Genomic DNA, 26,149 nt, shown 5'->3' on the forward strand with positions numbered 1-26,149 from the left:
TTCCCCAATAAATCTACAATAAAAATTAATCAGCCAAGCAGATATTTAAAATACCATCTAGTTCTTCTAAGGAGTGATAGCTGATCACCAGCTTCCCCTTACCCTGCTTGTTATGATCAATTTTGACATTGGCACTGAAACGCTCTGACAGACGTTGTGTCAGTTGCTGAATATCCGGTGCCGGTTCTGCTTTTGGTTTTTCTGTTTTTGGTGCGCTCCAGTCACGCACCAGCTGTTCGGTCTGACGGACCGACAAACTCTTTTCAATCACCAGTTCAGCCACTTTCAGCTGATCTTTGGCTTTTAAGGTCAAAATGGCGCGCGCATGGCCCATATCCAGCAGCCCTTGCTGCATCAGGTCTTTAACTTCTTCAGTTAAAGTCAACAAACGCAACAGGTTACTGACCGTAGTTCGTGCCTTACCGACGGTGTCGGCAATTTCCTGATGGCTCAGACCAAACTCGTCATGGAAGCGCTGCAAGGCCATGGCCTGATCAATCGGATTCAGATCCTGACGCTGAATATTTTCAATTAAAGCCAGTGCAATCGCCACCTGATCGGTCAGGTCACGGACAATTGCCGGAACTTCGGTGAGTCCCGCCAGCTGTGCGGCACGCCAGCGACGTTCACCAGCAATAATTTCATACGGATGCTGTTCGTCATCAATCGGACGAATCACAATCGGTTGCATGACCCCGTGTTTTTCAATCGAGGCGGCAAGTTCCTGTAAGTCCTGTTCATGGATAAAACGGCGTGGCTGATATTCACCCCGTTTTAATAAATGCACATCAATCTGTTTTAGCTGACCATGATCCAAAGACTGGGCTTCAAGTTGTAATTTTTCTTTCTGGATCGACCCAAGTAAGGCATCCAAACCACGACCTTTGGCGAGTCCGCGTTTTTTTATGGTCATGCTTTACTTCCTTTTTTCACTTTGCTTTTCTTTAACATTTCAGCTGCCAGATTCAGGTAAGCAACTGCACCCTTTGAACTTTTCTCAAAATAAATTACAGGCAAACCATGCGCCGGTGCTTCGGCCAGACGCACATTACGTGGAATCACGGTGTCATACAGCTTTTTGCCAAAATACTGTTGCAGCTCTTCAGACACATCACGGGTTAATGCATTACGCGCATCGTACATGGTTCGCAGCACACCAATAATTTCCAGCTCTGGATTTAAAGCCTGCTGAATCCGGTCGATGGTCTGGGTTAAATCGGCCAGACCTTCCAGCGCATAGTATTCACATTGCATTGGAATCATCACGCCCTGTACCGCAGCCAGCGCATTCACGGTAATTAAGCTTAAGCTTGGCGCACAATCGACAATAATGTAGTCAAAACTTTTTTCAATTTCGCCCAGTGCATCACGCAGAATAAACTCGCGCCCTTCCTGCTCGGCAATAGCCAGTTCCACACCGGACAAATCACGGTTTGCACCTAAAACCTTATAACCCACTTCCGATTTGGTAATGGCCGTTTCAATTGGCACTTCGCCCAGCAACACATCGGTAATGGAATATAGAAGGTCGTTTTTTTGGATACCAGAACCCATCGTGGCATTTCCCTGTGAATCCATATCCACAAGTAAAACGCGCTTTTTCAAAACAGCTAACGATGCTGCCAAATTTACTGCGGTTGTAGTTTTACCGACACCACCTTTCTGGTTCGCAATCGCAATAATTTGTGCCATGGTAACCCCAATCCTTAGAATGAATTAAATATGTTTTAATAAAAGTAGATGACGCTGTTCGTCCAGACGTGGAACTTTTAGCTCGATAATTTCACAGCTGAACTCATCTTTCAATGCTTCAACCTCATCGGCCGGAATCAGACCTTTCATGGAAGCAATAATACTCTGTCCATGCATAAACGGTTTTGATGCCGCCACAAAATCGGTCAGAGATGCAAAGGCACGGCTGGTGATGACATCAAACTGGCCTAACTCACGGATACTGTCTTCATTTTCGACTCGGGTTTGGACCGCCACCACGTTTTGCAGTTTCAGATCGGCAATAAACTGCTTCAAGAAACGGATTTTTTTGCCATTCGAGTCCAGCAACACGCACTGACGTTCCGGCTGACATAAGGCAATGATCATGCCCGGCATACCGCCACCGGTACCAATGTCCAGCAAACGGCCGGCAGGTAAATCTTTGAGAATACTCAGGCTGTCGAGCAAATGCTTGACCAGCATTTCTTTCGGATCACGAATTGCGGTCAAGTTATACGCTTTGTTCCATAGCACCAAAGCATCTTGATATTGGAGTAATAAATTTAAAGTCTCATCGCTGAGCTCTAAACCCAAGGCCTGACTACCCTGCTTGAGTTCCTGAAAAAACGTATGCATAAACAATGAACGTCTCGAAAAAGTTAGCTGAAAGTATACCGATTTATCTGCCAAGTCACAGCAGCGAGTGCTTAGTGAATATGCACTTAAGCGTACACACCTTGCTGAATTTGTTGATCCAGTGCATTTAATCGCTCAGGAGTGCCAACATCTACCCAGACACCCTGCAATTTGCTGGCGGCAATTTTTTCATCCTGCATGGCCTGTTTCAATAACGGTGCCAGTGGACGCTTGCCACCTTCCAGGCCCTGAAACATCTGCGGATCAATCACGGCAATACCGCTATAGGTCAGATTTTCACCGGATTTTTCCTGATCAAAGGTATAGGCTTTTTGTTCCGATAAGGTGAAATCGCCTTGCGGATGCTGTGCCGGATTCTCTACCAGCACCAGATGCGCCAGCTGATTCTCTAGCTGTACCGACAATAATGGCGCAAAATCCATGGTGGTCCAGACATCGCCATTGACCAGAATAAAGGGCTCATTACCGAGCAGCGGCAGCGCGTTAATAATCCCGCCTGCGGTTTCCAGACCTTCGCCTTCATGCGACCAGAGAATATTAACGCCAAACTGGCTGCCATCCCCCAAAGCCTGAGCCAGTTTTTCACCCAGCCAGGCGGTATTGATCACAATTTCGGTTACGCCAATGCGCTGCAGTTTTTCGATATGCCAAACAATCAGCGGCTTACCGCCCACTTCCAGCAAGGGTTTAGGCGTATGCAAGGTTAAAGGACGCATCCGGTTACCTAAACCGGCAGCAAGAATCATGGCTTTCATCAGGCAGCTACCTCATAACGGCCATATTTGGCTTCAAATGCCGGCATAACTTTTTCACGAATAAACTGCATAAAAGGCTGCAATTCGGCATAAGGCTGCGATTCTTCCAGTAGATACCACATCACGCGCGGCAAATCTTTTAAGTAACCCGATTTGCCATCACGCTCGAACAGGCGCACAAAAATACCCAGAATCTTGATATGACGCTGAATCGCCATCAGGTCGGCGTCTTTCTTGAACTGCTCAAAATCACGCTCCTGCTTGGCGCTTTCCGGCAGCAAATCATAAAAGGTTTTAAACCAGCGATAGACACGATCTGCATTCCACTGCACGTAGGCATCACGGGTAATTGAAATCAGATCATAGGTATCGGCGCCAATTACCGCATCCTGAAAATCAATCACCCCAAGTTCGGTTTCACCTGCAATTTTCATCAGGTTCCGGCTGTGAAAATCACGATGTACAATCACTTGTGGCTGGGCCAAAGCCGCATTGGCCAGAATAGCAAAGGTACGCTTGATTAACGCGCTTTCTTCTGCGGTTGGCTGAATCTGTAATGAGGGTAACATCCAGTCGGTGAGCAGCTCCATTTCACTGATCAGTTTTTCATAGGAATAGTCCGGGAAATGGCCTTCGCCAGCAATGGACTGCAATTGGATCAGCTGCTTGAAGCTTTGTGCATAGTAGTCATCGACAGTCTGTTCATTTAACAGGGTCGAGAGCAATACATCACCAAAATCTTCCAGTAGCAAAAAGCCCTGCTGCAGATCTTTGGCGATGATATGCGGCACGCGTACACCATGCGCATCAAAAAATTCATCAATCGTCACAAAAGGACCACAATCTTCTTTTTCTGGTGGTGCATCCATCAGCATAAATGTTTTATTATTCAATTTGATTCGTGCATAACGACGGAAGCTTGCATCGCCTGCTAAAAAATGAGTTTCAAATTGATCTGAACCGAGTACAGATGTAATCCATGTTTGTATCAATTGTTCACGTTGTGTATTCATTTGCAATAAATTCTAATACAGGCTGAGTTTTTAAAGTGCTAAGTGTAGCTACTTCTGCGCTTTTTCTCTATGATGCGACAATAATTAATTGCGATTAAGCACTCTTGGTTAATGAGACAAATGAAGCATCAGTTTAAATTTAATCCTTTAGCGACTGCGATCTTGACCCTGTTATGTGGACACGCGATGAGCAGTCATGCAGAGACCACAGAGCCCGCTTCATCCATCACCAATCAACAACTCAAACAGAGCATTCAAGATGCTTATCCGGGCCAGTCGTTTTTTGAACAGTATTATGTCGATAAAACCGCGCCAGAAGCCCAGCAGCGTTTTGGCCAAGAGCTGAGTTCAGCCTATTGCCAGGGCGCCTGGGTTACGCCAATTAGCCCGGACACCGTGGCCGTTGCTGCGGAAGAAGCCACCTCGACCGTTACCGCTGATTATGGTCACTATAATCCTAATGGGGATTCGGTCTTAGAAGGCAATGTGGTCATTGACCAGCAAGGCCGCCAGATTCGCGCCGATAAAATTACCATTGACCAGACCCAGACCTATGCCAGTGCCGAAGGCCGGGTACAAATGGCGCAAGCCGGTTTACTGGCGCAAAGCGACCAGATCAATTACAACCTGAAAACCCAGCAAGGCGATTTACACAACAGCTTCTATATTGCAGAAGAACAGCACGCACATGGCATGGCGGAAAAGATTGCCCGCACTTCAACCAATACCTTGGTATTGAATAATGCCACCTATAGTACCTGCCCGCCTGAACAGGCACCGACTTGGAAAATTCAGGCCGATGAAATCAAGCTAAATCAGGAAACCGGTCGCGGTGAAACCCGTGGCACCAAGCTGTATGTAAAAGATGTACCGGTGCTGGCGGTGCCATATTTTAACTTTCCGATTGATGACCGGCGTACTACCGGTATTTTGACCCCAAGCTTTGGCTTTACCAATGATGGTGGAGTTGAACTGGCGGTACCGGTCTACCTGAACCTGGCTCCAAACTATGATGCCACCGTGACACCACGCTATATTGGTGACCGCGGTCCGATGTTAGAAGGTGAATTTCGCTATCTGACCGAGAATTTTGGTCAGGGTCAGATCTGGGGCGGCTACCTGGCCTCTGACAATAAATACAATGATGAAGATCGTAAGGATTTTCACTTTCTGCATAACTGGCAGATTAACGAGCAGTTCAATACCAATCTGGAATATAACTACGCTTCAGATAAAGACTATTTTGCTGACTTAAACAACAACCCGAACTCCAGAACCGACCTGAACTTACGCCGCGCCTGGGAACTAAATTATCGCAATGGCATTCCGGGTTTAAGAGCGCAGCTAAAAGTTGAAGATTTCCAGACGCTGGACCCAACTATTCCAGATGAAGACCGTCCGTATGCGCGTTTACCACAGTTCTTATTGAACTATAAAACCGGGAATCCTCAAGGTTTCCAGATCGAGTTTAACCACGACACGGCTTACTTCAAGAAAGATATTAACAATCTGGAAGCCAGTACCACCGACCTGAACAGCTATGAGCCAAGTGGTACCCGTATCTATAACGATTTTAAAGTACGTTATAACTACCGCAACCCATGGTCTTTTGTGATTCCAGAAGTATCACTTCGCAACGTCAACACCTTCTTTGACAAAGACACCCAAAACGCGCTGAATCAGTTTGATTCATCTAGCGAAACCAAATCGGTGACGGTACCGCAGTTTACCCTGGACGCCGGTCTGACCTTTGAAAAAGAAGGTCGCTTCCTGCAAACAATTACCCCGCGAGCCTTCTATGCCTACGCGCCGTATCAGAAGCAGGATGGCCATCCAAATTTTGATTCAGCCACTGCTTCCATTAATTATGACCAGCTGTTTAGCCCATACCGTTTCTACGGCCATGACCGCCTGGAAGACAACAACTTCCTGTCACTCGGTTTAAGCTACAGCCTGTTTGATGAAGTAGGTTTAGAGCGGATTCGTGCCAGCCTGGGTCAAAGCTTCTTCTTTGAAGATCGCCGTGTGACCCTGGAAAATACTGCAGACAGCTTTGATACCGAAAGCCGCACCGGCCCGGTAGTGAGTCTGGCCAGCCAGTTAACCGAAAACCTGAATATTGGTGCCAATGCCGCCTGGATGTCAAACGGTGACAATGCCCAGCGCGATCTGCACCTGTTCTATACCGGTGAACAAGGCAATTTATACAATGTCGGCTATATTAACCGTCGTCATATTCCAAACCGTCAGGATCATTATGATCAGGTGGTGGCCTCGTTCATTCAACCGGTCTACAACAACTGGCGTATTCTGGGTCATGCCCAATACGATTTGGACAATAGCGTCGCCCGTGAATATTTACTCGGTGTGAACTATGAATCCTGCTGCTGGGGCATCTCGGTCTACGGCCGCTCTTATTATAATGATCTGGATGATGTCTCCGATCACAACGTCAAGCCGAAACGCGCCATCATGGCCGAATTAAACCTGAAAGGCCTCGGCAGTTTCAACAATAAACTTGCATCTTTACTTGAAAACCGTATTTTAGGGTTTAATAGAACTAATCAAACTTGGACACAACGTTAATGAAGACACCACAGTTAAAACAATTTTTTAAAGCCACTGCCTTAGCTTTATGTATTTCTTCAGCTGCACCTGCTTTTGCACAAACTGTAGATCAGGTCGTGGCCGTGGTGGATAACAGTGTCATCCTACAAAGTGATTTAGCGCAAACCGCTGCTGAAATGCAGCAACAATTACAGGCACAGAACAAAACCGTGCCACCGGCTCAATATCTACAACAACAGGCCTTAGAACAACTGATCGTGCGTCAGGCACAGCTGGAACAGGTCAAACGCTATAACATCAAGCCTGATGAAAAAGCCTTAAATGAAGCGGTAATGCGTGTGGCCCAGCAAAATGGCAGTAAAAGTCTGGAAGATTTCCAGCAGAAAGTCGACCGTATTGCACCGGGGACCTACGCCTCTTTACGCAACCGTATTGCTGAAGATTTGGCAATTAACCGTCTGCGTCAGCAAGTGGTGATGTCGCGGATTAAAATTAGCGATCAGGATGTCGATAACTTCCTGAAAACCCCGCAAGGTCAGGCCGCTTTAGGCAGTCAGGCGCATGTGTTGCATGTGCGCGTATCCGGTGAAAATGCACAGGCCACCGCGGAACAGGTTAAAACTGCACTGAATAACAGCAATGACCTCAATGCCATTAACAAGCAGTTCAGCACAGCTGCCACCAAAGTTGAATCGGCTGATATGGGTTTCCGCAGCCTTTCTGAAATTCCGGCTGAACTGGCTGCACGTGTAAGTGCACTTGACGTCGGTCAGACCACTGAGCTGATTGCAGTCAATGATGGTATTCATGTGCTGAAACTGGTCGATCGTAAAGCCGGTGAACAGCGCGCGCTGGTCCCACAATATCAAACCCGTCATATTCTGATTCAGCCAACAGAAGTGGTGAGCCCAGAAAATGCCAAGCACATGATTGACAGTTTGTATAACCGCCTCAAAGCCGGTGAAGATTTTGCAGTGTTGGCCGGTACTTTCTCAACCGATACCGGTTCTGCCCGTGATGGCGGTAGCCTGGGCTGGGTTAGCCCTGGAGTGATGGTGCCTGAATTTGAACAGCAAATAAAAAGCACCCCGGTAGGTGAAATCAGCCAGCCATTTCAAACCCAGTTTGGCTGGCATATTCTACAGGTGACAGATACCCGCCAGCAGGACATGACCCGCGAATACCAGGAACGTATGGCACGCCAGATTCTAGGTGAACGTCAGTTTGATACCGAACTGGACAGCTGGTTACGTGAAATTCGCAGCAATGCCTTTGTCGATATTAAAGATCCAAACCTGGACCGTAAAAATAACTAGGTCTTAAAAAATGAAAAACCAGTGCCTGCACTGGTTTTTTTAATTCTGGCTTTTCACCTCGCCATCAATAGCAATAAAAAAACCGCTGAATTCAGCGGTTTTTTATAAGAGGACTTAAGCCATTAATATTGATTAACGGTTGTTGTCATCTTCTTGAGAATCTTCAAATTTAGAGTCGTTGTCAAAACCAGAAGCTTGACCACCGAAGCCAGCGCCTTGACCCCCAAAGCCACCTTGACCACCGAAGCCAGCACCTTGACCACCGAAGCCACCTTGACCGCCGAAGCCGCCTTGACCACCGAAGCCACCTTGACCACCGAAGCCGCCTTGACCACCGAAGCCGCCTTGACCGCCAAAGCCACCACCTTGACCGCCGCCGAAGCCACCGCCTTGACCACCGAAGCCACCAGCGCCTTGAGCACCAGCAGGTGCACCAGCAGGACGTGGATTACGTGCAGGTACAACTGTAGAAATCGCGTGTTTGTAAACCATTTGGCTTACTGTATTTTTTAATAGCACCACATACTGGTCAAAAGATTCGATATGACCCTGTAATTTAATACCGTTTACAAGGAAAATAGAAACTGGAATACGTTCTTTACGGAGAGAATTCAAGAACGGATCTTGTAAAGTTTGACCTTTAGACATGTTATAACTCCAAAAATAATTAAAAATCAGCGCAAAAACTATCTTTATTTTTCAATTAAAATTTATAAAAAAGACAGTTCATAAATTTTGCTTTATCCGTAACAGTTTCGCAAGTCTTCTTGAGCCTGCTTTATCGTAAAATATGTTTGAATTTTATGCGATTCCTGCAACGATCTGAGCCAAGTATATTGACGTTTTGCAAGTTGTCGTGTTGCAAATAGGGCCTTATCCTCCATTTCCTGCTTTTTATTGAGACTTTTATCACTTTTCTTTAGAAATTCTAAAGCTTGTCGGTATCCAACAGAGCGCATAGAGGGTAAATTCTCATCTAAATCGTATTTTTCAATAAGCCTTTCTACTTCATTCAAAAAACCCATTGACCACATTATTTCTAATCGTTTTTCTATACGTTGATGTAATTCTACCCGATCTGGCAGCAAGGCGTGATTATGAAAAGTGTAACGATATAATACATTTTTGGGCTGTTCTGCTTGTAGTTTGGTAATAGGTTGACCGGTTAACTTGAACACTTCCAAGGCCCGGATAATCCGTTGCTTATCGCTGACTTTAAATTTCTGTCCGGCTAAAGCATCTACCGTGCACAATTCGGCATACACCGCTTCCCAGCCTTCACGTGCAGCCTTATCTTCAATTTCAGCGCGCACCGCATAATCTGCACTTGGCAAATTACTGGACAACCCTTCCAGCAAGGCCTTGAAATACAGCATAGTTCCGCCCACCAGAATCGGGGTTTTGCCACGCGCATGCATATCATCAATTAAAGCACAGGCATCTTCTACAAACTGCGCAGCAGAATACACCTCTAAAGGGGTAATAATATCAATCAGATGATGCGGATAACGCGCCTGCTCGGCTTTGCTTGGTTTGGCGGTGCCAATATCCATATCCTGATATACCAAAGCGGAATCGACTGAAATCAGCTCAAAATGCCCCAGTTCATAGAGTTCACACGCCAAAGCAGTTTTACCGCTTGCAGTAGGTCCCATTAAATTGATGACCGGCAATTGATTTGACATGTACCACTACTCTCCTCGAGCAAAAAGTTTATCTAATTGAGCCAATGGAAAGGCACGCCAGGTCGGGCGGCCATGATTACATTGGCTGGCAAATTCGGTTTGTTCCATCTGGCGCAGCAAGGCGTTCATTTCAGACAGGCTGAGCATACGATGCGCACGCACGGCACCATGACAGGCCATGCCGGCCAGAATCTGGTCACGTTTTTGTAGCAGCGCTTGTGCTTCATCGGCCGGGTCCAGATCATTCAACAATTCAGGAATCAGCGCATCAAAATTGGCCTTATGCAAAATCGCCGGCACCCCACGCACAATCACCTGCTCATCACCATATTGATCCAGATCCAGCCCTAAACGTGCCAGCTGCGGTTTTAGCTCTTCAATCCGCATCGCCTGCATCCGGCTAATGCTAATCACTTTAGGAATTAGCAGCTGCTGTGAGGTCCAGAATTCCGGCTTATCCCAAGCCGATTTCATTTGCTGTAATAAAATCCGCTCATGCGCCGCGTGCATATCGACAATAATCAAGCCTTCGGTATTTTGCGCCAGAATATAAATTCCGTGTAACTGGGCAATGGCAATCCCAAGCGGATGTTCATCTACCGGAGCTGGCTGCGTCTCACCTGCGGCCGACTGTGGGCTGGACAATGCAGATTCATCCAGCTCACGTAACGGTGCCAGATAGCTTTTTAGCGCATTGTTCAGCTGCTGTGAGCCGGTATAGCCATTGCTATAACCGGTATTCTGACCACTGGCCATTTTCTGGCCTTGTGGCAATGCATAATCCACACTTTGCGGGCGGGCATCGCTAAAATCTGTCAGTAATTCTGGTGCCGCCTGATTAGATCCTGGCACGATGGCTTCGGCTGCTTTATGCAGCTGGAACTGTTCCTGATAACGTGGCTGCGCCGCAAACACCGGCTCCGAGGTTTCAGTTTTCATGGTCGTGGCCAAGTCGGCACTGGCGGTTTGGAACTGTGCCAGGGTTTCTTTGCCATAATGACGCACAAACTCATGCACTTCACGCTGGTTTAAAAAGCGGATTTCATGCTTGGTTGGATGCACATTGACATCAATATTTTCAGGTTCAACTTCCAGAAACAGCAAATACGCCGCATGCTGATGACCATGCAAAATACCATCATAGGCCATGCGTAGCGCATGTGAGATGGTCTTGTCTTTGACAATCCGGCCATTTACATAGACATATTGTAAATCGGCCTGTGCCCGCGCATCGGAAGGATGGCCCAACCAGCCCGACAGACGCATGCTGATACTATCGGCATCAATCCAGTAAGCATTTTCGGTAAACTGTCGTCCCAGCAATTGCTGCACACGCTGAAAACGCAGCTCGCCGCTGTCAGCAACCGGCAGGTTCAGCTTGATGCTGTTATTATGTTCCAATACAAAACGGATATCAAAATGCGTTAGCGCCAGACGACGCACGATTTCTTCAATATGGCCAAATTCGGTGCCCGGCTTTTTTAAAAATTTACGGCGTGCCGGCACATTAAAAAACAGGTCCTGTACCCGAATATGGGTTCCTTTCGGTGCAGCCACCGGCACAATCTCCTGATGATCAAAAGCCGTGCCATTCACTTCAACCTGATAGCCCACCCCTTCATCTGTCTGGCTACTGATCAGGCTTAAACGCGATACTGCGGCAATGGACGCCAGCGCTTCACCGCGAAAACCGAGGCTGACAATGGCATGCAAGTCATCGGCAGTTTGAATTTTACTGGTGGCATGACGCATCACTGCCAAGGGCAGATCTTCAGGGTGAATGCCACGCCCATTGTCAATAATTTCAATCAGGGTACTGCCGCCCTGTTCCACCCGGATAATCAGTTCGGTCGCACCGGCATCAATCGCATTTTCTAATAATTCTTTGACCACAGAAGCCGGACGCTCAATAACTTCTCCGGCGGCAATCTGGTTGGCCAGTGCCGGATCAAGCGCGCGGATACGACGTGTACTTAAATCAGCCGACATGGGTAAAATTCTGCTCCAGAGCGTGTTGCAAAGCGGCAGAAGACGAGTTGAGAGTTGCGGTGCGGCTCAGTTCATCTTCAGACTTTAGAATATTAATAATCAGGTCCGGTGCTGGAATTTCATCCCCACCTTTTGATGGCCATTCAAATAAAAATAAGGCGTTTGCTGTATCCAGATAATCGCGGATGCCCATCAGCTCCAGTTCATACGGGTCATTCAGGCGATACAGGTCAAAGTGGAAAATATCCTGACCATTGACCTGATACGGCTCCACCAGGGTATAGGTGGGACTTTTTACCGATCCCTGATGACCTAAGCTTTGTAACAGATAACGGGTCAGCGTGGTTTTCCCTGCGCCCAAATCCCCAATCAGATAAATCACCCCGCGCGGGAAATGCGCCGCCAAAACCTGAGCCAGATTTTGGGTCTCTTGTTCATTGTTCAGGTTCAGACAAAATGAATACTGCATAATACTCGCGACATGATTCAAAACAGCAATTATGATAGCATCGCAGCCGTTTAAAAGCCTATTCGACTGCGTCAGAATCTGTATTTTTTCACAGCATTTGTTACCTAATTTGAGATGTGCACCCGTTCATGAGCTCCACTGCCGATTTTATTCCCCCGATGATTAATGGTGTTAACGCCAGCAAAGTTTACTTGCAGCCATCATCGGCACGTACAGTGTATGCCTACCTGTGCCAGCAGTTTCCGCATATTTCTGCAGCTGAATGGCTGTCGCGCTTTCAGGATGGTCTGGTCTATGATGCACATGGTCAGCGTCTAAACACAGACAGTCCCTTTCAGGCACATACACACTGTTTTTACTATCGTTTTTTAGCCCATGAAGTAACAGTACCGTTTCAACACCAGATTTTATTTGAAAATGAAGATTTGCTGGTGGTAGATAAACCGCATTTTCTGACCATGAGCCCAACCGGACAATATGTGCAGCAAACCTTACTGGTGCGTTTGAAACAGCAAACTGGCAATGAACAGCTGACCCCGATTCACCGTTTAGACCGGGAAACTGCCGGCGTGGTGCTATTTTCCAAACAGCCGGCCAGTCGTGGTCTTTATCAGCAAATGTTTGCCGAACGTCAGGTCCGCAAGACCTATCATGCGATTGCACCTTTTCGTGCCGATTTAAGTTTTCCTTGCACCACCCGTTACCGCATGGAAAAAGGTCAGCCGTTTTATACCATGCAGGTGGTGGATGGAGTACCCAACAGCGAAACCGATATTGAGCTGTTAGCGCATAACGGTCATTTGGCAAAGTATTTGCTTAAACCTGTCACCGGTAAGCAGCATCAATTGCGGGTGCATTTAAATCAGCTTGGAATTGCTATTTTAAACGATCCATTTTATCCGCAGGTGCAGCATAAAACGGAAGATGATTTTTCTGCGCCTTTACAGCTTCTGGCCAAAGACATTTGCTTTCAGGACCCGATCAGTAAAGCAGCAATGGCGTTTAGCTCGCAATTTGACCTGACACTGTAATCTAATTGTCATTACATTTATTTCAATTTTTCCTGTGTATGAAGATTGAAATTACAAATGGTTAGATTAAAATGTGTCTACACAGTTAAGTGCACTTAAATTAATTAAAATCATGAGAAAAACTGAAGTTTATCAAATTCGCCTGGATTCTCAGGAAAAGAAACAGGCTTTTGCCGTGTTTAAACAGTTAGGGATTACACCGGCACAAGCGGTTCGTCTGTTCTTTAAACAGGTCGTTCTGACCAAATCTATTCCTTTTTCTATCGAAAATCAGAACATTAATCTGGAGCAGCTGATCAAGTTAAGAAAGCTCAAGCAGGAACAGCAAAATACTCAGGCCACACCAACACCTGCGCCCGTCAGCACCGACACTTCCCCACTGGACGATGAAGATCTGGACCTGTTTGCCGAATTAAATGCCCTGCTGGGTGAAACTGACAAAAGTTAACAGTGTTGTATTTATAAACAATATTTTAATTTAATCTGCTGAAAACTTGGTTATGCTGCATAGACAACAATAAGATATGCAGGGAGTCATGGATGATTGTCAGACGCGCAACCGTAGCAGACCTCGAGCAGCTGGCCGTATTATTTGATGAATATCGTCAATTTTATGGTGCATCTTCTAACCTGAAGCTTTCACACCAGTTTTTACAACAGCGTTTTGAAAATCATGAAAGCGTGATTTTTATTCATGTGAAAGATGAGGTGATTACCGGTTTTATCCTGCTGTATTTAGGCTTTTCTTCGGTGGCCTGTACCACCTATTATATTCTAGATGATGTCTATGTGACGCCGGTCTATCGTCGTCAAGGCTCGGCCAAACAGCTGATTGATACCGCAATTCATTTTGCCCGTCATAACAATGCACTACGGATTAGTCTGCAAACCCAGAACAACAACTATCAATCGCATCAACTGTATGAACAGATGGGCTTTATTAAAGACAATGAGTTTCAGACCTACCACTGTTTCTTAAAATAGCCCAATCTATTAAAAGCCGGTTTAATCCTGCATCCGGGTACGCGCCTGCTGTACCTGGGCGTCATCTAAATAGATCCACTGCCCCAACTCGAGTTCTGGCAGGTTTAAAGCGCCAATTTGCTGACGATGCAGCTTTTCCACCTTATTGCCAACTGCTGCCAGCATCCGCTTTACCTGATGATAGACACCCTGATGAATGGTCATTTCCAGCTCGTGCTCGGCCAGACGGCAAATATCGGTGGCAGCAAAAATGCCGCTTTCATTGCGCAGTTCGACTCCATCTGCCAGTTGCTGGATTTGCGCATCTGTGACCGGATCTGCGGTGTACATGCGATAGACTTTGGCCACATGCTTTTTCGGATGGGTCAGCGCCTGTAAAAACTGGCCATCATCAGTTAGCAATAACAAACCGGTGGTGTCCTGATCTAAACGTCCCACACATTGCAGGCCACGATTCAGCAAAATATCGTCAAACAGATCAAACACACTAAAATGATGGGTGGCCTGATGTGAACACTCATAACCTTGCGGTTTGTTTAACGCGATATAGACCTTCTCCCGATAGGTATAGTCCTGCCCATAGACCGAAAATTTTAAACCCTGCAACTGCAGTTTCTGTTTGGGTTGGGTGATGACTTCACCCTCAATGGCAATCGCACCATTTTGAATCAGCTGCAGGCAGTGTTTGCGTGAACCAAAGCCTTGCGATTGCAACATTTTTTCTAAAGTCATCGAATTACCTGTGGAGTGAAAGCTGTATCAATATGGAAGATGGCGTATTTTATACTGAAACCGCGCTGGAGTTGGAATCTATCAGCAGGCCCCGCTGAAAAAGGCTACAATAACGGCCTCTTTTTCTCCCATGCCACCGTGTTCAGCCTGTATGTCACACCTCGATTTAAACCTGATTGTTCTGCTTATTTTATTGGCCTGCGGTATTTTTAGTCACAATACTGCCGTCACCATTGCCGCCGCGGTGTTAATCGTGTTTCGCATCACACCACTGGAAGTATATTTTCCGCTCTTGCAACAGCATGGTTTAAATATTGGCATTATCATTTTGACCATTGGCGTACTAACGCCCATTGCCAGCGGTAAAATCCCCGGTGATGAAATCCTGAAATCATTTATGCACTGGAAATCCATACTCGCGATTGGCATAGGCCTGTTTGTGGCCTGGCTCGGTGCACGTGGGGTACAGCTGATGAGCCATCAACCGAATATTGTCGCTGGCCTGCTGATTGGTACGGTTGCCGGTGTGGCCTTGCTGCGCGGTGTGCCGGTCGGACCATTAATTGCCGCTGGCATTTTATCGTTATTGATTGGTTCTAAATAGCCGCTTCATACAGACACGGCTTTAAAGAGATACGGATACACGATTAGGCACGTACATCGGCCTGAAACAGCTTTTGACATAATAGCCAGCCCATTGCCGAGAACGCAGCCATCACAATACCGACCCAGAACCAGTCCCCGGTGGCAGAAACAATCGCAGCAATTGCCGGCGGTAACAGAAACTGCGATGTCGCTGAGCACTGTAAAATCATGCCAATGGTCGCACTAATGGCCACCGGACTAGGCGCAAAACGCAAGGCTTGAGCAAAGACCACCGCGGCGACCAGACCACCAAATAACGAAAAGCTAAACACGCAGGCAAACTGCAGTAAAAATGGTAACTGGGCCTGAAAGATATAGAAACTTAAGGCACACAGCATCAAGATGATAAAACCGGTTTGGACTAAAGTTTTAGGCAGCAAACCGCGCTGCAACATGATGCCGCAGGCAAAGGTCCCGACTGCATTGGCAATCGCTACCGAGGCAGTTAATGCACCTGCCAGCGTCAAGGAAATCTCGTTTTGCTGATAGATGGTTGGCAAGAAACCCACCAGACTAAACCATTGTCCGGCATAGGTCCCGAACATCAATGCCAGCATCCAGGCTGGTGGATGTTTGAGCGTGGTTTTGATTAGCTGAAATACTTCAATTTTTTGGGTTGATTGCTGCGGTTTCGGCACACGGGTGGCGACCAGCGCAAACAGGCTTAAGGTCAGCAGCGTTAACGTCAGCCACACCCCTTGCCAGCCCATCATGGTGATTAGCCACGGCGTCAGCAATAAGGAAATCCCCATTCCGCCGCCCATGTAGGCACTCCACAAGCCCATTTTGGCGGAAATTTCTTCTGCCGGCACCAGCTGGCGAATATAGGCCGGACCACTTAAGGTCACTAGTAAAAAGCCAAATCCTTCCATTACCCGCAGCAGCAGCAAACTGCTGACGCTTTGGCTAAACCCACCGAGCAAACTGGCTGCGCTTAGTAAGCCCAGTCCAAGCAAGACACAGCGTTTCAGTCCAATTTTTTCGACATAACTGCCCAAGGTCAGTGCAAACAGCATACCAGCCCCTTGCACCAGCGACAGCAACAAACCAGCTTGTACCAGCCCGATCCCCAGTTCCTGCTGTAATACCGGCACCGCTGGCGGTAATTTACCGACATGCATCGCCGCAACAAAACCTGCACAAATAATCCAAATATCCCTGCTGAACCATTGTACTTTGGACATACCCTTACTCACTTCAATCTTGTGACTTGAGCTTATCAAGTTCAGTAACTGCCATTTATTAAAAAAACATCTCATCTTATGTTTTTCCTGAATAAATGGCGTAGCTGGCAGATGATTCAACGACCTGAATCCTCACCATTATTTACTCAAAAATTACGCTATTTGTGCGGATGTTATTGTGCATAGTAATGACTACGCTTTTGCGAAAATTTTTCCAGCTGTTTCAGGAAGCCTTCAAAATAGCTTTTTTCTTTTTCTTCACTGCGATAACCAGCATACAGCGTGCGGCGTAGTCCTTCTGCCGAAACACAATGCAGACGGCGTGAAGTGACCCAACCTTTTTGTTCATATTCATTTACCACCCAGTCCGGTAAGGCCGCCACACCCCGACCGCTGGCCACCAGCTGGATTAACATCTGGGTTAAATCTGTGGTGCGAATGGCTTTCGGATAGATATTGGCCGGAATAAACAGCTTGGCCATAATATCCAGACGGTGCTTATCCACCGGATAGGTAATTAAGGTTTCTTCGGCCAGGTCCTGCACCGAAATGTCCGCAGCACGTACCAATGGATGGGTATTGGACAGCACCAGACGCGACTCATATTCAAAAATCGGGAAATACTCGATGCCTTTTAAGGCAATCGGGTCGGCGGTAATCAGCAAATCAAATTCGGCATGTTGTAACAGTTCATGCGGATTGGCTTCAAAACCGGAAGCAAAGTCCAAATCAACATCGGGATATTGCTGGCGGTACTGATTTAACAGCGGCATCAGCCAGTCAAAACAGCTATGACATTCCGAAGAAAAAATAATCCGGCCGGTTTGCCCATGCACAATCCGGGTAATATCGGTTTGGGCAATCTGGATCTGCGGCAAAATATCATCTGCCAGTTTCAGCAAACGCTGCCCCACATTGGAAAACGTCACCGGACGCGAGCGACGATTGACCACTTCCACCCCATACCAGTGATCCAGCTCTTTCAACTGATGGGAAATGGCAGATGGAGTCAGACATAAATCATTGGCCGCGGCCACCAGTGAACCATGTTCGCGTAAGGCCAATAAGGTTTTTAAATGACGAATTTCAAGCATGGGAAATGAAGTATCTCAAAATCAGGAGATGCACTGCGCTGAATGCAATGTCGCCCTAAAAATAAAAATATGAATTAAATTCATCTTAGCATAAATTCCATGAGTTGGTTTCATTATTCTAAATAAGGCAGCTTTTAAGAGATGGCGCTGTTTTTAAGCAAGATGAAGTTGAATTTGAAATACGCCTAAATACCGAATAAGCATAAAAAAGAGCATCTTTAAGATGCTCTTTTATTACGGAAGGATGAAAAGTTTATTCTACATATAGCAAGGCCAGACGCACCTGATCATAGCCCATGCGCGGACTGGTCAGCTCGACAATCGGGCGCAGCTTGATCGTGCCATCATCATTAAAATGATCACTTTGCTGACGTTTTTGCAGGCGTTTATAAATTTTTCGGATTTGCTCCACCACTTCCTCACCCGGATGCGCCACCGAAATATCTAGTCCCTGTTCCTTATGCAAACGCGCCAGATGATTAATAATCGTCGCTGGAGTCAGGCCACGTTCATGGGCAATATCTTCAATCTCATAACCTTCTTCAAACAAGGCCCGGGTTTCATCTAGCGTTGCTGAGGCATAATTCTGCTTGCCGCCACTGCGTGCGATTTTCCGTTCATTGCGTTCAATTTCAACCTCATTCAAGGTACCGCCACAATGCCGGATAAAGGCTTTATGCTGTGCGGTCAGGTCAATCTCGGCGAAATTCTGTTCTGCTTCATCTGACAGTTCCTGAAAACGGCGATCGGCTTTAATTGCCAGACTGTCCAGCTCCAGTGCCTGCTCGTTAAAACCCAATAAACGCAGGCTATCTAGAGTTTTTAAACGTGACAGTGCCACATAGCCCTGACCTTTTTCAAAGGTATGGCTCAGGTTAATTTCTGCCGCTTCTAAAGTCATGCCTTGTGATTTATGAATGGTAATTGCCCAGGCCAGACGCAATGGAATTTGCTGGAAACTAGCTATGGTTTTTCCGGCTTCATTGTCAATCGACCAGGTTTCCGGTTCGACCAGTAGCTCCGTACCATCAGTCAGTTTGACTTTCGGCAGGCAGCCATATTCATCATCTTCTTCAAAGCCAATCACCTCGCCCAGACTACCGTTGATATAGCCCATATCAAAGTTGTTTTTAACAAACATCACTTTGGCATGTTTTTTCAGGGTCAAGGTTTCAGGCGCACGCACCGAAGATTTTAAGGTTTCAATCAGTTTGTCATTCCCATCACAGCTGGCATCGAACTGGCGACTTTCAGCATCAATTTCATTTAAATGCTTAAAGTTGATGGTATCGACATCCATATTGTGAGTATATAAACGGGTAAAGGTGTCACCAATATCCTGCTGACGGGTATTTTGCAGCGCCTGCAGATGCTGCGGGCCAATATCCTGACGACGAATCGCATTGAGAATATCATTTAAATAATCGTCGCCCTGACGATGCTGCTCGGTCAAATAGCAGACCCGGAATTTGGCCTCAACCCAGGCCTCTGACATAAAGCAGAATTTATCGCGATTGCGTTCATCATTTCTGCCCACTGGCGGCAACTGGAAGAAATCACCAGCGACAATCACCTGAATGCCACCAAAGGCTTCATCACTTTCCTTAAAATATTTGAGCACCTGATTGACCAGATTCAACTGCTTGGCATGCAGCATCGAAATTTCGTCAATAATCAAGACCTGCGCATTTTCCAGATGTTCTTTCAGGTATTTGCGCTCTTTCATATTTTTCAGGTCGGCATCAGACAAGACATCTTTAATACCAATGCCGGCCCAGGTGTGAATGGTCATACCATTCATATGTGTGGCGGCAATTCCGGTCGAGGCCGTAATCGCCACCGGCACTTTACGTGCTTTTAAATAGTTGATGTACTGATTGAGCGTATAGGTTTTCCCTGCACCGGCCGAGCCTGTTAAAAATACATTTTCGCCCGCTTTTAAGAGTTTGAGTGCAGTTTCCTGTTTCATAAGACCTATACCGTAGATGAACGGCTATAGCCTACCCATTTTTCAGCAAAAAGTTAAGGCAAAAACCACATCTGGCGACATCACTTGTCATAAAGTTCCGGCAGATGGGTCCTGTTTTAAGCGGCTGTTCAGCCATTGAATAAACTGTTCCGCAATATTGACCAGCAACTGTTCGGCTTTATGATTGTTCGGATATTCCAGCTGATCAAAGCGCAGCTGTCCATCGAGCAGATGACAACCCAGCGTTAAGGACTGGCGATAACACGGCGATGACATATGAAAAGCCACATATTCGCCTTCAATAATTTTCTGGCTATAACTCACCGCCAGACAATGATGAAAACTGCGCGACTCCTGAATAATCCGGTCCAGACTGTTCAGTTCCTCAAAGCACCAGCCCAGATACTGGGTTCTGCCTTGTAGCGATACGGGCGGCCAGTGGCGGACGTTTAACTGTTTTTTCAGCTTGGCCAGAATTTCGGCTTTATGCACCTCATGATGCCAGCGCACCGCGCGCTGAAAAATACTGCTCCAGCTGACATTTTTTGGGGTGTAATTTTTTTCATTAAAATAATCGACCAGATAATCGCGTACATAGGCATCAAACACCGATTCACGCACCAGCCCGGCCTTTAAATAAAACAGCTGCCGGAATTGCTCCAAGGTCAGCTGATGACGGCGTAAACAGTGCATAAAATCACGCGATTGCTGACTCTCCGGATGAATAAACTGCATTAATTCAGCCGGCAGTTCTGCCGTAACCTTATGCAGATGCAGCATATAGGCCTGCATCACCCGGCTTAAGCGTGCATAGACCTGTTTCACCTGCAGTTCATCCTGCGCCGCAACAATCGCCAGCAAATTCATCCATTCATCTAAATATAAGATAGACGGACTGATGCTAATGCGCGGGTCTTCCAGTGACTGGCGCTGACCTTTTTGCACCACCCGGGAATTATGCTGATGCTCAAACCACTGATGTTGCAGCGCAAAATGATCACAGCTCTGAATAAACAGCCGCGCCGAGGCATACTGGAAATACTGCAAGGTGGCCAGAATAATGCGTGGATGAATCTGGCTGCAATCGACAAAACTTAGCGCCACCACCGCGACACGGACACTGGAATGATGAATATTGTCACTGAGCCAGTCCAGCACCAGCTTCGATTGCCGAAACAGCCAGTTGACTGCGCGTGGATAATCAAACAGTGGCAAGCGCGCAACTTTGGTCTGCCAGATGCGGGTATTTTTTTCCAGAAAATGCTGCTTGGCCAGAATATTATCTTCGGCCCAGACCGCGCGGTTCATAATCCGCACAAAGCCTAATAAATGACTCTGCTCTACCGCGTGTCGATACAACAGCCGAATATCGTCCTGATGATCGATTAAATCCTGTAAATTAAATCGCTCTGGAAATGAGATACTTAAAATACGATACATGGCTTCAGGCAGAAATTCTGCTGCACTAAAACAAAAATCATCATAACTTAGCATCAGTGCTTGCACTGGCAAAAAGGTTTCACCCTCTACAAATTCCAAAGCGCATAGTGTCGATAAAGCAGTTAAAACATCTTCAGGAATTGGCTGCCCTTGCTGCACAAATTTGGTCAATACTGGTTGATACTGATCGTCTACCTGCATTAATGCCTGATCTAAAATTTGTGCCTGCATTGCATCTAAATGCAACAACAATTGCTTAACCCGTGCTGCACCATCTACCCAAAGATAAACTTGCTGCAGAATCAATTGCCGCAATTGCTGCGCCTGCTTACGCAAAAATAAGGAATGCTGCGGTTTTAAATCCCCTGTCAAAAAATGCAGATCATGTAAGAAAAAATCTTCAAACGCTTCTTGCTGTTGCCGCGCAAATTCAAAGTGGGTTTCTATTAAATTTGTATGCGATTTTGGCGAATAAAATTCAAGGCTAAACAGACCATTCAACAATTCGACCCGATGCTGCAAAGGATCAATTCGAAACATATTTTGTGCTGTAAAATGCCCAACCAGATCCATTTGATCTTGATAGATTTCTGCGGCCACACTGGAAATACGAACCAATTGCTGTGCAACGGCATGCAACTGGCTATGCTGGCGACTTGGCTGCATATACGCTCCTCATGCTTAAGTGCGGTCTATCTAAGTGTCATCTTATTTTTATTTGATTACACCGAATAGACCCATCACGTGATACATCCCTATTTTTTGTTTTTTATTTCCCATCCGCAAAAAGTGGACAATTCTTCAATCTAGCTTAAGCCACTTATTAATTGAATTACATTTTAAATATGTGTGTGCTGTATTCACACCTTAAAATTAGAGATACAAAAAATACTATAAACAAGATTTGTGCTCTTGCCTATAGACTGCGCACTACTTCAGATAATAAAACAAATTAAAAATCCATAATTTTCAAGTGATTATTTTACACTCTTTGATCAGCAACTAGGGTTGGTATTTGGTAGGTAGGATTTCACAACAAAGCAATGGATACTCAAATTACGGTTCAACACCGCGATAACAACACATTATTCCAATATCCAATGCAAGAAGGAATCTGAGCATGGCTTTTAAAAATATTGCAGATCAAACCAACGGTTTTTATATTCCTTGTGTGTCACTCTTCGGCCCTGGTTGTGCCAAAGAAATTGGCGTAAGAGCACAAAATTTAGGCGCCAAAAAAGCCCTAATTGTGACTGATGAAGGACTGTTTAAATTTGGCGTTGCCGATACCATTGCAGGCTATCTCACCGAAGCAGGCGTTGCCAGCCATATCTTTGCTGGTGCAGAGCCAAATCCGACCGATATTAACGTGCATAACGGTGTTGATGCCTACAATGCCAATCACTGCGACTTTATTGTGTCCTTAGGTGGTGGTTCTTCCCACGACTGTGCCAAAGGCATTGGCTTAGTGACCGCAGGTGGTGGGCATATTCGTGATTATGAAGGCATTGATAAAAGTACCGTGCCAATGACCCCACTTATTGCCATTAACACCACTGCAGGTACAGCTTCGGAAATGACCCGTTTCTGTATTATTACCAATACAGACACGCACGTTAAAATGGCAATTGTCGATTGGCGCTGTACACCACTCATCGCCATTGATGATCCAAAACTCATGATTGCCAAACCTGCAGGTTTAACCGCAGCAACAGGCATGGATGCCTTAACCCATGCTGTAGAAGCCTACGTTTCAACCGCAGCCAATCCTATTACCGATGCCTGTGCTGAAAAAGCTATCCGTATGATTAGTCAGTGGCTCAGCCCTGCCGTGGCAAATGGTGAAAATATTGAAGCGCGTGATGCCATGAGCTATGCGCAATATTTGGCAGGTATGGCATTTAACAATGCCTCATTGGGCTATGTGCATGCCATGGCGCATCAACTCGGTGGTTTCTACAACTTGCCGCACGGCGTCTGTAATGCAATTTTATTGCCGCATGTTTGCGAATTTAACCTGATTGCCTGCCCTGAGCGTTATGCAGATATTGCAGAATTGATGGGAGTCAATACTGACGGATTAACCACCACAGAAGCCGCCTATGCCGCGATTGATGCAATTCGTGAACTATCTAGCTCGATTGGTATTCCAACAGGTTTAGCAGAGTTAGGCGTGAAAGAAAATGACTTGGCTATTATGGCTGAAAATGCACAAAAAGATGCCTGCATGCTCACCAACCCACGTAAAGCCAATCATGCACAAGTGGTCGAAATTTTTAAAGCCGCGATGTAATTTGAATCTCCTGCTGAGTGAATCACGATTTGCTCAGCATCTCCCATTTTTTTTCAATTTTTCTCTTTTGCTGTTTTATTTTTATCCTTCCCTTTGGCAGAACCATCTCAGATGTGTTCTGCTTTTTTTTTGCTGTTTAGAACAAAATGAACTCGCAGCATAAAACTAAAGCGATGTAGATGCAGAGGGTTTGCATAATTCAATTTGACAAATGCGCACAGCTCATCAAGGATATAGTCAAAATAAAATGGATGACGAACACCTTATGCTGTTAAGCAAAAAACAAAAAACAACACCAAGCTATCAACCCGATATTTTGGGTGCCGATTACCAACAAATGACGCTGGATTTTCCTTCGGATTATGAAGGCAAAGTCATTTCTACCTTGGTACGCAAAAAAGCCGAACAGGAAACCCGTAAAGCCGTACTTTATATTCATGGTTTTATTGACTATTTCTTTCAAACAGAAATGGCAGACCAGTTTAATCAGCACGGCTACGACTTTTATGCCTTAGATTTGCGCAAATACGGGCGTTCGCATTTGTCACATCAGCATTGGTACAACGTGCGCAACTTGTCTGAATATGATGCAGAAATTTCCGCTGCACTTGAGCAAATTGCCGCAGAAGAACATGACTCAGTGATTTTGGCGGGACATTCAACAGGTGGATTAATCACCACGTTATATGTAGCACATCATCCCAATCATCCACTGATTCGTGGTTTATGGTGTAACAGCCCTTTTTATGATTTCAATATGAGCGAAATTGAGAAAAAAGTCGGCATTCCTCGTTTAAGCCAATTGGGCAAATTACTGCCAGAAATGAAATTTCCAAGCCGCCTTAATCCATTTTATGTACCAAGTCTACACAAGCAATATCATGGTGAATGGTTATTTAATTTGGAATGGAAAAAACCGCGCTATCCTAAAGTGCGATTAAGTTTTGTACGTGCAATTCATGAAGCGCAAAAAGAAATTCATGCCAGTGTGCATTTAGGTGTACCCACCTTAATTATGCATGCGAGTCAAAGTAGTTATCCACGCCAATGGAATGAGATTGCGCAACGCACTGACGTAATTTTAAATGTTGCAGATATGCAAAAATATGGACATCACATGCATGGCGATATTCAGCTTTGCCAAATTGAAAATGGCGTGCATGATTTGGTACTTTCTGCGCCCGAAGTCCGTGCGGAAGTGTATCAGTCCTTGTTTGACTGGTTAAACCGCAAGGGGCTATAAAACTAAAAACTAGAACTAAAGGAAGTGAATTAACGGCTAAATGACTTGATGCATCCCTTAAGCTGTGTATTTTAATAAAATTTGATGTGCAGGATGCCCCTTGGGCATCAATTCAATTAAACGCTCCACTGCGTCAATCGCTTCAGGGCTGCGTGCCAAATGTTTTAGCAATACATCGGTATCTTGTGCATTAAAAATGGCATCACTCAGGCGAGATTCTAAGCAATCTCGCCATGCACATAAAAATGGACTTTCAGTTTTCGCCAAAAATACTCCTGCACACGTTTGTAAGGCAGACTGCACATAACCAGCATCTAAAGCCTGCTCGGCTTGTAAAAAATCGGCTTCTATATGCGCCAAAATTCGGTAAGGACGCGAACCAAGCATCCCGCCTAGAATATCACGTAATTGAGACATCTCAGCTTTAAGCGTGCCCATACTGACTTTACGCTCACCATATAGAGCTTGGTGTAAAGTATCTAAACTCATGCCTTGTGGACAAAGTGCTAAAATCACCAATATTTCAATTTGACGTGGTGTCATCACCACCACTTTGCCATTAAATAACACTTGTGGCACGCGAAACGCGCGAATATAAAGCTGCTGTTTTTGCTGATCAAGCAGTGCATTTTGAATCAAAGAAGCACAGCGTTCTGCTGCCAACATCCCCAAACTGTTATGGTTTTTCCAAGTAGTCGATAAATCAATTACGCCCAATACTTGTTTGGAATAAGGGTCTAAAATAGGCGCTGCATAACAAACCCAGTCATGTAATGATGACATAAAGTGTTCACTGGAAAACACACAACTTGCTTGCTGCGTTTTAAGTGACAAAGCCAAAGCATTGGTACCTACCAACTCCTCACGCCACTGCCCGCCCTCTACAAAATGCACCTGTTCCGCCACATTACGCATTTGCGCGCTCGCTGCCGTCCAAATAATTGTACTGCCCACATCGCCCACGGCTGCCACCATGTCGGACTGCTGTGCGATATGTCTTAAATCTTCTGCGCAGTTTTGCACAGCACGTTGTAAGGCCGAACCACCATGTGTATGCGTTAGACTATAATTTAACGGGGCTGCCAACCGATCAACAGGAATTTCAGCAATTTGAGAGCGTTGCCATGATTTTAAAATACTCTGCTGAATTTGCTGAGCATGCAGCGGCGATAAACTGCTGCTTTGTCTAAACTGTTCAATATGCTGCCTTTTTTTCAATAGGTCTTGTTTTTTCATCATTATTGATTCTCACAATCCTGTGGGCATTACATCCATTGTACCGCTTACTTTTGTAAGGATTTGTTCGCTGCTTGTAAACCTGCAACTTTCCAACCTTTTTCCAACCTTATATTGGTATGCTAAACAAATA

General features: G+C 45.8%; 23 protein-coding genes. 8 read left to right on the forward strand and 15 right to left on the reverse strand.

Translation table 11 applies throughout. The features are described 5' to 3' along the window. Nucleotides 1-25 precede the first annotated feature (25 nt). The 5 genes from VF685_RS01605 to VF685_RS01625 all read right to left on the reverse strand — a co-directional run bounded on the left by VF685_RS01605 (nt 26) and on the right by VF685_RS01625 (nt 4,138). Complete coding sequence (locus VF685_RS01605; protein WP_005177477.1) at nt 26-913, reverse strand: ParB/RepB/Spo0J family partition protein; 888 nt, start codon at nt 911-913, stop codon at nt 26-28. Continuing rightward, complete coding sequence (locus VF685_RS01610) at nt 910-1,692, reverse strand: ParA family protein (protein WP_005177476.1); 783 nt, start codon at nt 1,690-1,692, stop codon at nt 910-912. The genes VF685_RS01605 and VF685_RS01610 overlap by 4 nt, the downstream gene beginning before the upstream one ends. 24 nt (nt 1,693-1,716) lie before the next feature. Then, entirely contained in the window at nt 1,717-2,349 is a 633-nt protein-coding gene (gene rsmG / locus VF685_RS01615) for a 16S rRNA (guanine(527)-N(7))-methyltransferase RsmG (RefSeq protein ID WP_075166778.1), read from the reverse strand. A gap of 86 nt (nt 2,350-2,435) precedes the next feature. After that, entirely contained in the window at nt 2,436-3,125 is a 690-nt protein-coding gene (gene murU / locus VF685_RS01620) for an N-acetylmuramate alpha-1-phosphate uridylyltransferase MurU (protein ID WP_005177471.1), read from the reverse strand. Continuing rightward, nucleotides 3,125-4,138: an aminoglycoside phosphotransferase family protein gene (locus VF685_RS01625; protein WP_005177470.1), complete on the reverse strand. Its 1,014-nt coding sequence runs from the start codon at nt 4,136-4,138 to the stop codon at nt 3,125-3,127. The genes murU and VF685_RS01625 overlap by 1 nt, the downstream gene beginning before the upstream one ends. Nucleotides 4,139-4,258: 120 nt before the next feature. Here VF685_RS01625 and VF685_RS01630 point away from each other — a divergent pair, with 120 nt between their 5' ends. Both VF685_RS01630 and VF685_RS01635 read left to right on the forward strand, forming a co-directional pair. Beyond that, nucleotides 4,259-6,724, forward strand: coding sequence for an LPS-assembly protein LptD (locus VF685_RS01630; protein ID WP_104505484.1), 2,466 nt, complete (start codon nt 4,259-4,261; stop codon nt 6,722-6,724). Continuing rightward, nucleotides 6,724-8,022 carry a peptidylprolyl isomerase gene (locus VF685_RS01635; RefSeq protein ID WP_440203521.1) on the forward strand — a complete coding sequence of 433 codons (1,299 nt, stop codon included), beginning with the start codon at nt 6,724-6,726 and terminating at the stop codon, nt 8,020-8,022. The genes VF685_RS01630 and VF685_RS01635 overlap by 1 nt, the downstream gene beginning before the upstream one ends. 132 nt (nt 8,023-8,154) lie before the next feature. Here the strand turns inward: VF685_RS01635 and hfq are convergent, their stop codons facing one another. The 4 genes from hfq to tsaE form a co-directional block, all read right to left on the reverse strand. Next, nucleotides 8,155-8,670, reverse strand: a complete 516-nt coding sequence (hfq, locus tag VF685_RS01640; protein WP_440203522.1) for an RNA chaperone Hfq — start codon at nt 8,668-8,670, stop codon at nt 8,155-8,157. A gap of 92 nt (nt 8,671-8,762) precedes the next feature. Further along, nucleotides 8,763-9,707, reverse strand: a complete 945-nt coding sequence (miaA, locus tag VF685_RS01645; RefSeq protein ID WP_440203523.1) for a tRNA (adenosine(37)-N6)-dimethylallyltransferase MiaA — start codon at nt 9,705-9,707, stop codon at nt 8,763-8,765. A 6-nt stretch (nt 9,708-9,713) separates the two neighbouring features. Further along, nucleotides 9,714-11,696, reverse strand: coding sequence for a DNA mismatch repair endonuclease MutL (gene mutL, locus VF685_RS01650; RefSeq protein WP_168381351.1), 1,983 nt, complete (start codon nt 11,694-11,696; stop codon nt 9,714-9,716). After that, on the reverse strand, nt 11,686-12,165 hold the full coding sequence (tsaE, locus tag VF685_RS01655; RefSeq protein WP_075166770.1) for a tRNA (adenosine(37)-N6)-threonylcarbamoyltransferase complex ATPase subunit type 1 TsaE: 480 nt from the start codon (nt 12,163-12,165) through the stop codon (nt 11,686-11,688). Before tsaE ends, mutL begins: the two co-directional genes overlap by 11 nt. 128 nt (nt 12,166-12,293) lie before the next feature. Between tsaE and VF685_RS01660 the strand changes: the two genes are divergently transcribed. The 3 genes from VF685_RS01660 (at nt 12,294) to VF685_RS01670 (ending at nt 14,180) form a co-directional block, all read left to right on the forward strand. Continuing rightward, the gene (locus VF685_RS01660; RefSeq protein ID WP_127799390.1) at nt 12,294-13,196 is read left to right on the forward strand and encodes an RluA family pseudouridine synthase; all 903 of its coding nucleotides are present in this window, start codon (nt 12,294-12,296) and stop codon (nt 13,194-13,196) included. A gap of 112 nt (nt 13,197-13,308) precedes the next feature. Continuing rightward, the gene (locus VF685_RS01665; RefSeq protein WP_005177448.1) at nt 13,309-13,644 is read left to right on the forward strand and encodes a type II toxin-antitoxin system RelB/DinJ family antitoxin; all 336 of its coding nucleotides are present in this window, start codon (nt 13,309-13,311) and stop codon (nt 13,642-13,644) included. Nucleotides 13,645-13,736: 92 nt separating this feature from the next. Then, nucleotides 13,737-14,180: a GNAT family N-acetyltransferase gene (locus VF685_RS01670; RefSeq protein WP_005177446.1), complete on the forward strand. Its 444-nt coding sequence runs from the start codon at nt 13,737-13,739 to the stop codon at nt 14,178-14,180. A gap of 21 nt (nt 14,181-14,201) precedes the next feature. On the opposite strand, the gene VF685_RS01675 is transcribed toward VF685_RS01670, so the two are convergent. Beyond that, entirely contained in the window at nt 14,202-14,912 is a 711-nt protein-coding gene (locus VF685_RS01675) for a pseudouridine synthase (protein WP_286384780.1), read from the reverse strand. Between the two features lie 151 nt (nt 14,913-15,063). On the opposite strand from VF685_RS01675, the gene VF685_RS01680 reads away from it, so the two are divergent. Further along, a complete protein-coding gene (locus VF685_RS01680) occupies nt 15,064-15,516 on the forward strand; it encodes a DUF441 domain-containing protein (RefSeq protein ID WP_034597660.1) in 453 nt (150 codons plus the stop codon). A 43-nt stretch (nt 15,517-15,559) separates the two neighbouring features. Here VF685_RS01680 and VF685_RS01685 read toward each other — a convergent pair whose 3' ends face one another. From VF685_RS01685 to VF685_RS01700, 4 genes are all read right to left on the reverse strand, one after another. Beyond that, nucleotides 15,560-16,741: an MFS transporter gene (locus tag VF685_RS01685; RefSeq protein ID WP_440203524.1), complete on the reverse strand. Its 1,182-nt coding sequence runs from the start codon at nt 16,739-16,741 to the stop codon at nt 15,560-15,562. Nucleotides 16,742-16,914: 173 nt separating this feature from the next. Then, nucleotides 16,915-17,835 carry a LysR family transcriptional regulator gene (locus VF685_RS01690; protein WP_005177438.1) on the reverse strand — a complete coding sequence of 307 codons (921 nt, stop codon included), beginning with the start codon at nt 17,833-17,835 and terminating at the stop codon, nt 16,915-16,917. Nucleotides 17,836-18,088: 253 nt separating this feature from the next. After that, entirely contained in the window at nt 18,089-19,804 is a 1,716-nt protein-coding gene (locus tag VF685_RS01695) for an AAA family ATPase (protein ID WP_286384778.1), read from the reverse strand. An 87-nt stretch (nt 19,805-19,891) separates the two neighbouring features. Further along, a complete protein-coding gene (locus VF685_RS01700) occupies nt 19,892-21,910 on the reverse strand; it encodes a hypothetical protein (protein ID WP_440203525.1) in 2,019 nt (672 codons plus the stop codon). 454 nt (nt 21,911-22,364) lie between these two features. Here VF685_RS01700 and mdh point away from each other — a divergent pair, with 454 nt between their 5' ends. Both mdh and VF685_RS01710 read left to right on the forward strand, forming a co-directional pair. Then, nucleotides 22,365-23,537 carry an iron-dependent methanol dehydrogenase gene (gene mdh / locus VF685_RS01705; RefSeq protein ID WP_104491824.1) on the forward strand — a complete coding sequence of 391 codons (1,173 nt, stop codon included), beginning with the start codon at nt 22,365-22,367 and terminating at the stop codon, nt 23,535-23,537. A 247-nt stretch (nt 23,538-23,784) separates the two neighbouring features. Next, entirely contained in the window at nt 23,785-24,780 is a 996-nt protein-coding gene (locus tag VF685_RS01710) for an alpha/beta hydrolase (protein WP_286384776.1), read from the forward strand. Between the two features lie 57 nt (nt 24,781-24,837). Here VF685_RS01710 and VF685_RS01715 read toward each other — a convergent pair whose 3' ends face one another. Beyond that, entirely contained in the window at nt 24,838-26,019 is a 1,182-nt protein-coding gene (locus VF685_RS01715; protein WP_286384775.1) for a transcriptional regulator, read from the reverse strand. Between the last annotated feature and the right edge of the window lie 130 nt (nt 26,020-26,149).

The sequence above is a fragment of the Acinetobacter sp. Brlt_5 genome (assembly GCF_051949055.1).
GTDB lineage: Bacteria > Pseudomonadota > Gammaproteobacteria > Pseudomonadales > Moraxellaceae > Acinetobacter > Acinetobacter indicus.